Source organism: Leptolyngbya sp. DQ-M1, from assembly GCF_039962505.1.
Classification (GTDB): domain Bacteria; phylum Cyanobacteriota; class Cyanobacteriia; order Leptolyngbyales; family Leptolyngbyaceae; genus Leptolyngbya.
Map to the genome: position 1 here is coordinate 219,546 of NZ_JAMPLJ010000002.1, position 14,788 is coordinate 234,333.

The 14,788-nt window shown below is 47.2% G+C and carries 9 protein-coding genes and 1 pseudogene; 9 read left to right on the forward strand and 1 reads right to left on the reverse strand.

The annotated features are described in order from the left end of the window. The first annotated feature begins 107 nt into the window (after nucleotides 1–107). The 6 genes and pseudogenes from NC981_RS06990 to NC981_RS07015 all read left to right on the forward strand — a co-directional run. Nucleotides 108–1,484, forward strand: coding sequence for a cytochrome P450 (locus NC981_RS06990; protein ID WP_348242206.1), 1,377 nt, complete (start codon nucleotides 108–110; stop codon nucleotides 1,482–1,484). A 102-nt stretch (nucleotides 1,485–1,586) separates the two neighbouring features. Then, entirely contained in the window at nucleotides 1,587–2,993 is a 1,407-nt protein-coding gene (locus tag NC981_RS06995) for an isochorismate synthase (RefSeq protein ID WP_348242207.1), read from the forward strand. After that, complete coding sequence (locus NC981_RS07000; protein ID WP_348242208.1) at nucleotides 2,990–3,655, forward strand: Uma2 family endonuclease; 666 nt, start codon at nucleotides 2,990–2,992, stop codon at nucleotides 3,653–3,655. The genes NC981_RS06995 and NC981_RS07000 overlap by 4 nt, the downstream gene beginning before the upstream one ends. Then, complete coding sequence (menD, locus tag NC981_RS07005) at nucleotides 3,652–5,379, forward strand: 2-succinyl-5-enolpyruvyl-6-hydroxy-3-cyclohexene-1-carboxylic-acid synthase (RefSeq protein ID WP_348242209.1); 1,728 nt, start codon at nucleotides 3,652–3,654, stop codon at nucleotides 5,377–5,379. Before NC981_RS07000 ends, menD begins: the two co-directional genes overlap by 4 nt. After that, nucleotides 5,376–6,209, forward strand: coding sequence for a 1,4-dihydroxy-2-naphthoyl-CoA synthase (menB, locus tag NC981_RS07010; RefSeq protein WP_348242210.1), 834 nt, complete (start codon nucleotides 5,376–5,378; stop codon nucleotides 6,207–6,209). The genes menD and menB overlap by 4 nt, the downstream gene beginning before the upstream one ends. A 444-nt stretch (nucleotides 6,210–6,653) precedes the next feature. After that, nucleotides 6,654–6,917, forward strand: a pseudogene (locus tag NC981_RS07015) (hypothetical protein); the annotation flags it as partial. Nucleotides 6,918–7,281: 364 nt separating this feature from the next. Here the strand turns inward: NC981_RS07015 and NC981_RS07020 are convergent. Further along, nucleotides 7,282–7,788: a pyridoxamine 5'-phosphate oxidase family protein gene (locus NC981_RS07020; protein WP_190379740.1), complete on the reverse strand. Its 507-nt coding sequence runs from the start codon at nucleotides 7,786–7,788 to the stop codon at nucleotides 7,282–7,284. A gap of 380 nt (nucleotides 7,789–8,168) precedes the next feature. Between NC981_RS07020 and NC981_RS07025 the strand changes: the two genes are divergently transcribed. The 3 genes from NC981_RS07025 to NC981_RS07035 all read left to right on the forward strand — a co-directional run bounded on the left by NC981_RS07025 (nucleotide 8,169) and on the right by NC981_RS07035 (nucleotide 14,778). Then, complete coding sequence (locus NC981_RS07025; protein ID WP_348242211.1) at nucleotides 8,169–8,810, forward strand: hypothetical protein; 642 nt, start codon at nucleotides 8,169–8,171, stop codon at nucleotides 8,808–8,810. A gap of 48 nt (nucleotides 8,811–8,858) precedes the next feature. After that, complete coding sequence (locus tag NC981_RS07030) at nucleotides 8,859–10,883, forward strand: hypothetical protein (RefSeq protein ID WP_348242212.1); 2,025 nt, start codon at nucleotides 8,859–8,861, stop codon at nucleotides 10,881–10,883. Between the two features lie 70 nt (nucleotides 10,884–10,953). Then, a complete protein-coding gene (locus NC981_RS07035) occupies nucleotides 10,954–14,778 on the forward strand; it encodes a S8 family serine peptidase (RefSeq protein WP_348242213.1) in 3,825 nt (1,274 codons plus the stop codon). Nucleotides 14,779–14,788 lie beyond the last annotated feature (10 nt).

The window sequence follows — 14,788 nt, forward strand, 5'->3', positions numbered from 1 at the left end:
AGGGGCTGACTTAAGCGAGTGTAGACCGTTTGAAGAATTTGAAACTTCTCACATAGAGCTGATCTAAATTCTCTAAACTAGAGACAGCGTGTATTACCAGTAATCTGATGACGTTGCCGCCCGGATTGCGTTCTCCTGCTCTTGTTCAAACTCTGTCGCTTGTCGCTGATCCGATCGCGTTTTTCGATCGTGCGTCAGCTCGATATGGGGATACTTTTACCACGCGAGTTTTGGGGCTGAACTCCCCGCCTGTGGTCTTTCTTAGCAATCCTGATGCGATTCAAGCAGTATTTACGACACTGGCAGATGCGTTTGAGTTTGGTAAGGTCACGCACGTTTTTCGACCGTTGGTGGGCAATGAGTCGCTGATTATGCAGGAAGGTGCGCGGCATCAGCGACAGAGACAGTTATTGATGCCTGCATTGCATCGGGAGCAACTGCACAGTCAGGGACACTTGATTTGTCAGTTGACGCAGAAACGCATGATCGAGTGGAGCGTGGGAGAGACGATCTCCATTCGCTCTGAAATGTCGGAGATCTCGCTGCAAGTGATTCTTCAAGTTGTGTTTGGGTTAGTGCCCGGAGTGCGCTACGAGCGTTTGAAGCAGCTCCTCGCGCAATTGTTAGAAGCCATCACATCGCCGCTCTATTCGACGCAATTCTTTTTCCCGATGCTTCAGCAGAATTTGGGGCGCTGGAGTCCTTGGGGACAGTTTTTAGAGCAAATGGCGCAGATTGATGAGTTGATCTATGCGGAGATTGTCGATCGCCGATCGCAATCGCTGCAAAATCGTACCGATATTCTCTCCGTGCTGATGATGGCGCGAGATGAACAGGGCGAATCGATGAGCGATCAGGAATTGCGCGATCAGTTGATGACTCTGTTGCTCTTGGGACATGAAACCACGGCATCGGGTTTAACGTGGGCGTTTTATTGGTTGCATCGGAATCAAGAATCGCTCGATCGCTTGCGTCAAGAATTAGAAAGCTTGGGCGAAAATCCTGATCCGGTCGCACTTTCACAAGCGCCTTATCTCACCGCAGTTTGTAAGGAAGCGCTACGGGTTTATCCGATCGCGCTGATCTCACAGCCGCGTAAGGTGAAACGAACGATCGAGATTGAAGGTTATACCTACGAGCCGGGAACGATTCTGATTCCGTGTATTTATCTGGCGCATCGGCGCGAGAAAACCTACGAACACGCCGATCAATTTAATCCCGATCGCTTCATCAATCAGAAGTTCTCGGCGTATGAGTATTTGCCGTTTGGGGGTGGGAGTCGCAGTTGTGTGGGAATGGCGCTGTCAATGTTTGAGATGAAGCTGGTGCTGGCAACGGTGCTCTCTTGGTACGACTTTGAAACGACGCTCGCTCGCTCAGTGCATCCAGCGCGGCGAGGAATTACTTTCGTGCCACCCGATACGTTTCGGCTGAAAGTGGTGCGCGATCGGGCAATAATCCCCGAATTGCTTCACAATCCGTAATAAACACGACGGAAATGCTTCACTTCATTACAAATTACAAAGGATGAATCCCTAAGTGCTTTAAGATCGGCTTAATGGTTGCCGACGTTTAGGACAATTGTTATGCCTGCGATCCAGTATCAGCTTCAGTCACAGCTTGATCCTCAAGGTCTCTATCAGTTTCTTCTCAGGTGTAAACAATCTATCTCTCAAACGGTTAATTCTTGCATTGCCAGCATTTCTTTGAGTGTTGAAGAGATTGATCTGCTTGCAGTTCTGGAAACATTGGTCAAGCCGGATCAAAAGCATTTTTATTTTGAGAACACAGAAGCAGTTTTAGCATTTGATCCGGTTTTAGAATTTCAGGCTGAAGGAGGAGATCGATTCACCCAAGTTAAAAGATTCATCCAAGCGACGTTAGATCAAACTCATCAAATTGGAGCGCTCGATACCGAATTTGCTGGAGCGCATTTTTTTTGTAACTTCTCTTTTTTCGAGCAAACAGCCGATCCATTGTTTCCAGCAGCGAATGTCTTTCTTCCTGGATGGCAAATCTCACGCGCTCAGGATCGATCGACGATCACAGCAAATCTAAAAATTTTAGAGACTTCCGACTTAGAAACAACCGTAGAGCAAACGTTTCAAACCATTCAGAGAATTCGATCGATTAAACATAATGTGATTCGCTTGGCGATTGATACACCGAAACCTTTTTTCAAACGGCAATCCGTTTCGCATCCTGGGCACTATCAAAAATCTGTTGCCGCAGCGTTAAAACTGATTCAGCAAGAGCGATTTAACAAAATTGTTTTAGCCGATGCTTTGGATGTCATCTCGCCATTACCGTTTGATTTAGTTGGATCGCTGAGTAACTTACGATCGCGCTATCCCAACTGCTATATTTTCTCGGCAAGTAACGGAAAAAATGCAGCCTTTATCGGTGCAAGTCCAGAGCGGTTAGTTAAGATTCAGCACGATCGTTTACTCACTGAAGCTTTGGCGGGTTCCGCTCCACGGGGTAAAACTCGCGCTGAAGATGCTCGACTGGCAGCAGCATTACTCAACAGTCAGAAGGAAAAGCGTGAACATCAAGTTGTGATTGATTCGATCGCTCAACACCTCAGAAATCTAAATCTCACACCGCAATTTTCACCGCCGCGATTGCTGCAACTCCCCAACATTCAGCATTTACAAACCCCAATTCGGGCTGCGATTAAATCTGATGTGCATCTGCTTGATGCAGTCGCAGAACTTCATCCGACACCCGCCGTTGCAGGTGCGCCGAAACTAATTGCCTGTGAACATCTGCGATCGTTTGAGGCATTTGAGCGATCGTGGTATGCGGCTCCGATCGGTTGGATCGATGCTCAAGGGAACGGTGAATTTGCAGTCGGAATTCGCTCTTGTATTTTGCAGGGGAATCGGGCGCGATTGTTCGCAGGCGCGGGAATTGTGTCAGGATCAGATCCAGAGAAGGAATTCGCTGAAGTTCAACTCAAACTCAAAGCTCTGCTGAATGCCCTTGTATGAACACTCCTGTAAGTCAAATTCCGCCGCTTGAGAATGGCGATCACTTAACTCGCGCAGAGTTCGAGCGTCGCTATGCTGCCTCTGATATCAAAAAAGCTGAACTGATAGAAGGAATTGTTTACGTAACCTCTCCTTTACGCTTTGAATCTCATGCTGAACCGCACAGCAATCTTGGCGGTTGGGCAGGAATCTATAAAACATTTACTCCTAAAGTTCGGCTAGGCAATAGCCCAACATTGCGGCTTGATCTGGACAATGAGCCTCAACCTGATTTAGTGATGTTTCTTGAACGAGAAGCAGGGGGGCGAGTGACGATTAGCGCAGATGGATATTTAGAAGGTGCACCAGAATTAATTGTTGAGGTTGCAGCCAGTAGTGCAGCGATCGATAGTGGAAGCAAAAAACGGGTTTATCGCCGGAATGGAGTCCAGGAATATATCATCTGGCAATCCTACGAGAAGCGTGTGGACTGGTTTCAATTGGTTGAAGGTGAATATCGATTGATGCTGCCAGATGAAACAGGGATTATTCGATCGCAAGTGTTTCCCGGTCTGTGGCTCAGCGTCGATGCCTTGTTATGTGGAGATATGATCACAGTATTAGAAACTGTTCAGGCAGGAATTCGTTCGCCAGAACATCAAGCTTTTATTAATCGGCAATGAATTTAGATTTTCGGAATGTGAATACGCTTTGGGCTTCGGTTTTAGTCGAAACTTTAGCCCGATCAGGCTTAAAAACTGCAATTATTTGTCCAGGATCGCGATCGACTCCCCTCACGGTTGCATTTGCTCGTCATCCTCAAATCGAAGCGATTCCAATCTTAGATGAGCGATCGGCTTCTTTTTTCGCACTTGGAATTGCTCGAAGAACTCATAATCCTGTGGTTTTAGTCTGCACCTCCGGATCAGCAGGCGCGAATTTTTATCCCGCAGTGGTTGAAGCGCGAGAAAGTCGAGTGCCATTGTTAATTCTGACCGCAGACCGCCCGCCGGAATTGAGAAATTGCAACGCAGGACAAGCGATCGATCAGCAAAAACTATTCGGTTCCTACGTCAATTTCTACACAGAGATTGCAATTCCTTCAACAGAATTATCAATGCTGCGATATTTGCGTCAAACAATGCTCAATGCAATGCAGCAAACTCAATATCCGATCTCCGGAGTTGTTCATCTCAATTTACCGTTTCGCGAACCTTTAGCCCCGATCGAGCAACCGGGAATGTCGATTAATTTTCCTAATGATTTCTTCGATCACATTGCTCCTGAAGTGTCGGCAAAATCAAAGTCCCCCATTCATGGGGGATTTAGGGGGCAAATCAACCCTGCCAGCCAACGCGGAATTATCATTGCTGGAGTCGCTCAACCAGAGTCACCCAACCAATATTGTGAAGCGATCGCTCATCTCGCTAAATCGCTCTCAATGCCTGTTCTGGCGGAAGCACTCTCACCGGTGCGAAACTATGCCAGCCTCAATCCGTATCTAATTTCAACTTACGACACGATTCTGAGAAACAAAACTCTGGCTAAAAATCTTGCGCCTGAAGTTGTGATCCGAATCGGAGAAATGCCAACTAGCAAAGAATTACGGCTCTGGCTTAATGCAATTCAACCGACGCAAATCGTGATTGATCCGAGCGATTGTAGTCTCGATCCGCTTCACGGCAAAACCATTCATTTGCAATGCTCGATCGAATCCCTCGAATCACTTCCAAGCATTGAGCCATCGGATTTTCTGCACGATTGGCTTAGTGCAGAATCGAAAATGCGAGGAACGATCGATCAGTTCCTGGCAAAAGAAACCGCTTTATTTGAGGGCAAAGCGGCTTGGATATTGTCACAATCTCTTCCGGCTGAAACGCCGCTATTCATTGCAAGCAGTATGCCTGTGCGCGATGTGGAGTTCTTCTGGAAACCTGGAAACTCGCAGACTCAGCCGTTCTTTAATCGAGGCGCGAATGGCATTGATGGAACCCTTTCAACCGCTTTAGGAATCGCGCATCATCAGCAAGCAGTCATGCTTACAGGAGATTTAGCGCTATTGCATGACACCAATGGATTTTTAATCCGATCGCACTTCAAAGGACATCTAACTATTGTTTTGATCAACAACAATGGTGGCGGCATTTTTGGAATGTTACCGATCGCGCCCTTCGATCCCCCGTTTGAAGAATTCTTTGCCACCCCACAGAACATTGATTTCTCCAAACTTTGTCAAACATACGACATAAAACATGAAATCATCGAACATTGGGAGCAATTGCGCGATCGCATTCAATCGCTTCCCGATCATGGCATTCGGGTACTTGAACTGAGAACCGATCGCCATCATGATGCCAACTGGCGCAAAACCAACTTCAGAACATTCGCGGACTCAATAGAACTATGACGATTGAATGGCATAGCGTAAAAACTTACGAAGATATCCTTTATCACAAAGCCGACGGCATCGCCAAAATAACCATCAACCGCCCCCACAAGCGAAATGCCTTTCGCCCAAAAACCATTGTTGAACTGTATGACGCTTTCGCCAACGCCCGCGAAGATAGCCGCATCGGAGTCATTCTCTTTACAGGTGCAGGACCTCACACCGATGGGAAATACGCCTTCTGCTCCGGCGGGGATCAAAGTGTTCGGGGTCATGCAGGCTATGTTGATGAAGCAGGTGTCCCGCGATTGAATGTGCTGGATTTGCAACGATTGATCCGATCGATGCCCAAAGCGATCATTGCGCTGGTTGCGGGATACGCGATCGGGGGCGGTCATGTGTTGCATTTACTGTGTGATTTAACGATCGCGGCGGATAACGCCATTTTTGGACAAACAGGTCCGAAAGTGGGTAGCTTTGATGGTGGCTTCGGGGCAAGCTACATGGCGCGAATTGTTGGACAAAAGAAGGCGCGGGAGATTTGGTATCTTTGCCGCCAGTACAATGCTCAAGAAGCTTTAGAGATGGGATTGGTGAACACAGTTGTTCCAGTGGATCAACTCGAAGCAGAAGGCATTCAGTGGGCGCAGGAAATTCTGGAAAAAAGCCCGATCGCAATTCGTTGTCTTAAAGCAGCGCTGAATGCAGACTGCGATGGACAGGCTGGACTCCAAGAACTCGCAGGAAATGCCACCATGCTTTATTACATGACCGAAGAAGGCTCAGAGGGTAAACAAGCCTTTCTCGAAAAGCGCAAGCCCGACTTTCGCAAATATCCCTGGTTGCCTTAACTTTTCTTTGAGCTACCACAATTTGGAGTTTTAACGATTCTGAACATTTAAGAGTTTCTTCACAGTCTTCCATAGCTCTGATTGCTCCCTAATCTTTTACTTCAGGTAACTATACGGTGGTAAAAGTAATCAACTTGTAGCGGGATGTGATACCAAATTGATTTTTGAGTGCTACAGATCTTGGAAGCCCCCTAAATCCCCCACGTGTGGGGGACTTCAAGCCAAATCTGTTTCGGATTCTCAAAGTCCCCCAGTATGGGGGATTTAGGGGGCGAAGGATCTGTCGCATTAATAAATTGATTCGGTATGAAATGACTAGGATGGAATTGTTGAGTCATTCAACCTGAATCTGTCGAGTCTGGCAGATTCTGTAAGTGAGTTTGTTGGGAGACTGTGAGAATGATTCGTTTGTTAGTTGGTATTTTGGCGTTCGTGATTAATCAGGTCTATATCAATTACTACCGAGATGGCAATCTGTATATGTTTGATGAGTTCCAAGCCAGCAGAAAGCCTGAAGAGCGCCGTCCCAAGATCGACAATTTGTATGATGTCTTCATGGCAATTCGAGATGATGAATCAGAGCACGTTAAAACCATGATTGCCCGTCAGCACCCTGATGCACAATTGATGCTACAAAGTCCGCATACGGCTTGCGCGATCGGGGGCACTGCATCCAATGAAACCAACGATGAAGCTTTTGCTGCTTAACTTCAGGGCAGAGCTTCGCTGACACTAGCAGACTGTGAACAAACTATTTCCTTAACGATCGTCTGCATTGCTGCTAGCGTTACTTTTCAGCTTTTGAATGTGTTGCTTGCTAAGTATCTGCCGAAAGACGAGGACGGCGGTGAACTTTCTCCAGACGGTCGGGTGCTGGAAATGCTGAGTGAACACACCTTATACCGAATTAAACATAGAGTGCGACAGATCATACTCAAAGTCCCCCATTCTGGGAGATTTAGGGGGCGAGAATCTGTCGCATCCACAAATCAATCTGGTGTTAGAAGGCTAGCTCCTCACAGGGCGGCATGGATTCTTCTCAACCTATGAAGCATTCATTCATGTGATTGATTCAATTTAACGTGAGCTTCACGTCCTCAGTTAAATCCTCAGTTTTGCCTGTCGTTGCCGCCTTGACAAAGCCATAAGCTTTCGCAACCCAACCCGCAGGAGCATCCCAGTATTCTGCTTTCGTCGCACTCACTTTTAGCAAAGCAATATCAGGCTCATCGAGTTCCTTCGGAAACCAAGCTTTGAGTTCTGGTGTCCAGAGTTCTTCCATTTTGGCGCGATCGCGCACCAGTTCCGCCGTTCCTGAGAGCGACACATAACGCTGTTTGTCTGGAGCAGAGAAGCTAACATTCACCTGATGATGGTGATTCACTTCAGTGACTTTGTGTGAACTCGCATAGGTAAAAAACCAGAGATCACCATTCGCTTCGACTTCACTATTGACAGACATGGGGCGACTGCGAAGGCTGCCATCGTCATCGATCGTGGTTAACATACAGAAGTTAATGTCTTTGATGATGTCGCGCAGCTTTTGTAAAGATTGATCAGAGTCGGTTGCAAGCGTCATTTTGTTGGTTCCTTCTTAGCATCATTTCTCACAATGCCGTAATCGAAAGATTTTTTCTCAAACCTTTAGAGAGGAGTTTGGCTCTATCAATTGGCAGAGGTTGCGTTGGGATCGCTAGTTTTGGCTAAATACTGAGCAGCTTCTTGAAGCTTCGACATCTTACTTTCTCCACAAAGATATGTTTGCAGTGATGTATTTGCAGTGAGTAACCTAACAGTATCCAGAGGCTTGAGAAGCTGACAGAATATGCTTGTATTTGGCTATCTGCAACAGTACCCGCGTGGGTGATGCCAGAGCAACTTTCGATCGGCCACTTTAGATACAGTTGAAGCAAGCGAACTGCTCACTATTGACCGAATCCCTGCTATGAGGTCACTGGAATGGAAACCACAATTCCTATCTCCATCACGATCGTTGGGCATCCATTGATTGAATCAGTAACGGTGGCATGGTCGGCGAACACTGGCATGGTTCCGCAAGCGCTTTCTTTTCCACCAGAAGGAGGGACGGCGGAAGCTGAACTGACAAGCGAGAATCCTGCGATCGCTAGGATTCATTGTCAAGCTCAAGTGAACTTTGCCCTCGCAAATTGGGAGGTCATTCACTGGGACGTGAGCCAATCGGTGCAACAGGGCGGCGATCGTATTGTGATTGATCCGGGACAGTGGATTCAATCTCTCAATCTGCAATTTGAGATTGAATCCATTGAGACCATGGATTCAGTTGAAAGTGTTAATCGCAATCATTTGGTGGTTAACCTCAATTGGCAGTCTCCTCATCTTTCCCGTCCGGTCAAACTCTCACACCGACTGACACCCAATCAGAACTGGGACGTGCCGTATCTGCTATTTCCTGAAGAACAGACGGTCTTTACCATTACTGCATTTGGTGTTGTCAATCAGCGCTTGGTGAAGATGTCGGCTCAGTCGCTTGAGGTTATGCGATCGCAAAAGCTCCCTTCAACATTGATCTTGCTTGCCAAAGATCAAGAGCTTCAATTGTTCGATGCAATGTCTGTATAAAGTCGCTTCGTTTTAGATACTTTACTTACCACAAACCCAGGAGGTTTTATGGTTTCTAGCCTGTCTTCCCAATATTGCGTTGCTTTGTCTGGTCAGAAATGGGATGTCGGTAACTTCACGCTTTGGCAAAGCTCAGATGATGATGTCATTCTGTTCAGTCCCAAACAAGCAACCCTGGCGCGAGATTTTAGAACGGGACGCTATCAAGCTGCAATTAGCCAATTTCGAGTGCAGAAAGATGGAGCTTACAAAACTGTTGGAGGTGGCGCACTCTTTACGCTCTCGACAGGGATTGAATTTGATGCAGATACCTATAAGCAAATCGAACAGCAATGGCGTGAGGAAGTTGTTAAATCAGGACGCTCTAAATCAACCAATCCTCGCTTTGTTCCCTTGGTCACTCGCAAAGGAACAGTGGAATTGTTGATTCCTGAAGTGATTGGTAAAGCGAGCCAATCGACGATCGACAACAAAGAATTCGGCGTGATTGGTTCTAAGGTGTCTTTGCTGGCAAACTTGACGGCTGAGGGGGCGCAAGCCTTGGCGCAAGCTGTTCGGAATCGGGAAAATACACCGATCGGCGCAATGGTACGGTATGAGTATCTGCAATCGATTCCAGAGTGTATTGTCGAAGTGGATGTGAATGGAAGCCGTGTGTTTAAGCATCTGTCCGCTCAGTTGAAAGCGAGCTACGACGGATGGTTCTACGGTGGCAGCATCGACTTGCAAGCACAATGGGAAAGCATGGTGCGGAATGGTGCCATTTCTGTAAAAGTGCAAGGCTTGGATAAGTTGCCAGATGGCATGGAGGAAGTCAAACAAAATCTGCTGAATACCTTTATTGATCAGGCATTTAAGAACTTCTTCCCGATGCTGTTTGAGAAAAAACCAGATGTTAAACCTGCTGAGGCGGGTAACACTTCTGGATGGTTTGGCGGTGCCAATTTCGCGCTGAAATGGCGGAAAGAGTCCGACGTGACCAATCTTTCCTTGAAGATGGAGTTTAACGGTTTCTCCTGGCTGAAAGGGGCAATGGATACAGGCGCAACGTTCCTTTCTGAGTTGGATGCAAGCTATCTCAATGAAGTGAACACCGAGCTAACCTTCCCGTTACTTCTGAGTGTTTCTCCTGATGAGATGGTGAAGTCGGTTGCACTGTCTTGTTCTGCAATGGAAGATGGTCGTCCGGTAATGATTCCGGCTTCTGATGTGTTTGGTGCGGATGTTACTTCTAAGCAATATCTACTCACCAGTCAAAAGCCTGATAAAGTGCGGATTAACTATCAGGCACAAATTGACTTCAACAATGCGAAGTTTCCAATCATCACCGAGAAGGGTTCGACCACGGGGGCGCAGCCTTCTATCACCATCAAACCGTCTGCTCGTCTGGGTCGAGTGAATATCTATCTCTACACCTTTGACAGCGACAATCAGATTAACTTAATGCCGGGTGACAAGGATGAATTAGTAGTTAACGTTTCGGTTGCAGGAACACATCTGAAGAATCCGATCAAGGAATCTGCTCGGATTAAGCCGTTCCCGAATGGAGAACCGATTACATTCACGTATCCAATGCCCCTTGATGGCACTCAGCCAGTCGTCACCTTCAGCGCTATGGGTGTTATCGGCACCAAGTTAGTCCGCGCCAAAGAACAGCCCATTACTTTAACCGAAGAGTCAATCTTCATCGTGGTGGATAAGAACGGGGTGCGACTGATTTCTAAAGAAGCTGACCTCCCCGAAAGCGATCCGATCGCCGATCGCCTCCTCACAGCGGGAACCAATCCGGTGATTCACCTGAGCGAATCTGAGAACAAAGAGCCTGAGTCTGAAAAGACCGAACCCAACGGTAATGGAAACGCGAACAAAAAAGCGATCGCAGGAACATTAACCGCAGTGGAGTACGGCAAATTTGGCCCAGCACTGTGGATCGAGGAACTCAGCGGCAGCAAGCAGCGTGTCATGTTGCATGATGTGGAAGAAGCTGATCCGTTTGATGATGAAGGTCGCAAGAAGGTAAAAGTTCTGGTCGATGAAACGGGTTACGCAGAATCGATCGTCGTTGAACTGTAATCCATAACTGGTCTGGATGAAAGAATTGCTTCTTTCATCCAGACCCTTGAGAATAAATGGTGAGCAACCTATGTCTGATGAACGAACAGTCTTAGTTCCTTCAAACTGCAAAATTCTCAGTCATGCGAGTACCGAGATTTTGCATACCTATCGCAACGGTGAAGTCTTAGTCCGAACTGCCGCACCGATCGATTCAACAGAAACCTTAATCAATTCGGGTGTGTGTTTAGACAGTCATTTAGACAGTCAAACTAATCGTCTCCTCGAATCTAGTCGATCGTGCTTAGACGCATTCAACGCTCGTGACATCATCACTGCCTATCTTGAATTAATTGGTCCGCTTGATCCAGATTGGTTATTGATTCTTCAACAATTAGAAATCGAATTACTTCAATTTCAGCCTGAACATAGCTTTTTGAGCCGAGGTTCTATCCAAGCTTTTCGGCAGGCATTGAAGCAATATTTTGTGATAGATGTTGTGCCGATCAGCGCTGAAACGAAGCCTCAACCGCCCGCACCCGAAAGCGGAGAAGAAGAGGTTTGGATTGTTGTGCAGGATCAGCCCGATCGCGCTGCTCTGATTCAAGAACTCAATGCGATTTCTGAAGTTTCAATTGATCCAGAGCAGCCGATCGAGAGTGTTGGATTTTATCTACGTCTGCGGGGTCGGGTTTCTGCTCAAGGACAAGCCGCTCTACTCCAGCACCCTCATGTGTTGGCTGTAGAACCTTACAGTCCTGTGCAGCCTGAAGACGAAGTGGCAGGACTGATTTTGGCGGGACAATACAACAGTTTGGGACAACCTCAAGGATCATATCTGCGATGGTTGGAAGATCATGGCATCAATGGTGCAGGAGTCACGATCGGAATTGTAGATGCAGGGGTTGAAGCAAACCATCCCGCATTTACGGGGCGAATTAAGCAACTGAATCCTGATCGCAAATCCTGGCACGGTACGTTTGTGGCGGGTCATGCCGCAGGATGTTATCTAGAAGAAAAAGATAGCAATCAATTTATCTATGGATTAGGCATGGCTCCCAAAGCGGAGATACTCATTCAAGATAACCAATCGACTCCGATCGCACTCTGCCGCGAAACCGTCACCGAGAAAAGCCCATCCGGTCAAACCGGAAGCGTCCAGAATAACTCCTGGGGGGCGGGAACTAAAAATCCAATGGATTATGGTTCACAAGAGGCAACCTACGATCGTTTAGTCCGCAATGCTGATCCAGATAGTGCGATCGCAAAACCCTTAACCATCTGTTTTTCGGCAGGTAACTCTGGTATCAATGGTTTAACCCGCCCAAAAGCTGCAAAAAATATCATTGTTACAGGAAATTCAGAGAACTATCGCCCCGCGATCGGCAAAGAACAAAGCGACAATATCGGGCAGCTTTATCAAGGCCCACGAGGCAGCAGTCACGGTAATTGTGGGGATGGTCGCATTGCGCCTCATCTTGTCGCACCCGGAGAATGGACAGCTTCTGCAAACTATGATTCTAATCCGGGCGATCGTGAATATATTAGTTCACAGTTAACTTGGGGAAGCGGCACCTCTGCGGCAAGTCCCAAAACGGCTGGAGCGTGCGCCCTTTTGATTCAATGGTGGCGACAACATCACTACAATCAAGATCCATCGCCTGCGCTGCTAAAAGCGATGTTAGTTAATGGTGCTGAACCTTTGAAAGCAGGCGGATTTATCCCCAATATGCAGCAAGGCTGGGGCAGACTGAATTTAGAGAATGTACTGCGTCCAGATATTCAACACATCTATGTTGATCAATCTATCCGACTGAAGCAGCGCGGCGACAATCAGACCTGGAAGATTCGAGCTGCAAATCCGAATCTTCCAGTGAAAGTAACTCTATGCTGGACTGATCCACCAGGAGCATTGGGAACTGGAACAAGCACTGCTTCTGCGATCGTCAATAAGTTAGCTTTACGATTAGAAGCAAACGGCGAAACCTATCGAGGCAACCAATTCCAAAATGGATGGTCTTATCAGGATGGAAGTCGCGATCGTGAAGGGTGGGATAATCTACAAAATATTTTTCTAGCGCCCGGAACTGCAACAGGCACGTTACGGGTCACAGTGACTGCACTGGAAATTACAACGAATTGCCTCACTGGGAAAATTGATATTCCGCAGCAAGACTTTGCTTTAGTGATTAGCAATGCAACGATCGAGACTGACCAGACTAGCGTCTTCGTGAGTGTCGATCCAAATACAAACACTCAAACTAAGCCTAAAGATTCAGGAGATTATTGGGCAGGAAGAAACCAAGATCGCCAAAGCGTAGACTATGACTGGTGGCAGAAGATTGACAACAATACTAAACCCAAGCCAAAACCTGCAACCCAACAGCAGATCGAAGCTTGGTGGATGAGAGAGGATATTGGATCATCTAAGCCGGAAAGCGATCGCGCACTTCCGCCTGCGATCGTCGAATCTTTAGAAGCAAGCATCACGGTCGTTACAGCAGATCAATCGCATCAGATTGTGATGGCAAATCGAACCGAATCAGAAAGCAGTCGGACGAACTCATCAGAAGGGCTTGTGACCATTGGAGGTGGCAAAATTGCTGAAAGCACAAAGGATATTACTTCACTCCTTCAGTATCCAGTCGATCTAAGCCCTGCATTGCTTCAATTGATGCAGAATTGGACTCAGTTCGGCTCACTTCAGCAGAAGCAAGTTGCAGTTCTACTGGTCGGAGCAGGAACACGAGTCACCGCAGATGACCTTTTCGCATTACGACGACTCGCACAGTTAGGACAACTCTATCTAATTTCAACAGATGCTCAGTTGCTATCGTTTCTAGTACAACGGGTACATTACTCTCCTAATCTATTCTGTCGTCTTGCAAAAGATGAGAATGCTTTACCCACTTTACTGCGTGATACGATCGTCGAAGCCAGTGGAGGACAGCAATGTGAGATCGAGATGAATTCCATTGTGATTGAGAACAATCGGCTCAGTTACTACAGCTTCAACGTTACACATCTCGATCGTCATCTAACAATCCGATTGCAATTCCCACTTCAGCAAGCGCTACCTAAAATCGCACTTTACCGACCTGGACAAGAGACGATCGAACTCTCCTCCAGCATTTCAGGCATTCAGGTCACATCGGGTGAGGATTTTTTACAGATAGATTGCGATCGCTCATCTATCAGCGCAGGAGCATGGAAATTGCTGCTCCAACAAGCGACACCCGATGATACTTACCGGATTAGAGTTTGGGCATGGACTGATCTCGGTATTTCCATCGACCAAAAAATGCTAAGTGCCTCTGATCAGGAACTTGAGTTTCTTATGACGGTTCGGGGTGGTGAGGGAATTACATTTCATCGGCTACAAGGACAACCTCGATTGATTCAGGAAACCACAAGCTCTCGTGAAGTAGAGTCCGATCGTTTCATCGAAGCAACTGCGATCGAGCCACGGGAGGGACAGCGGCAACCTGAGTCGAGCCGCACCGTTAATGCAGCAGAATTGGGAACTGTGATCCGGGTGATGCCCTCTCAGCCAGGAGCCATTGCTCTGGATGTCCCGATGTGGGTTGAAGGCACAGATCCGCAGGGCGTTCAATTCACACGGTTAATTCGCCAGAGTTTGCTTCATCTTGAACCACGATCGCAGTGGCGACAGCGCCTTGTAGAAGAAGCAGAACTCTTTTTCACGTCAGCCCGAATGATTGGCGTAGAGCGAGAAGCGGAAGCCATTGTTCGCTTGAGGCTTCAACGCGGCGATCGTACTCGATGGGTTTCTGTTACTTCACCTTCTCTCAAAACTCAATTGGAGTGGATTTTAAAGCAATCTTGGTCTACGCAGGAATGTTTAGTAGGCATTACAGGTGATGAATTGTTCGGACTCTATCGGGCTTTGAAATAAAACACACTAC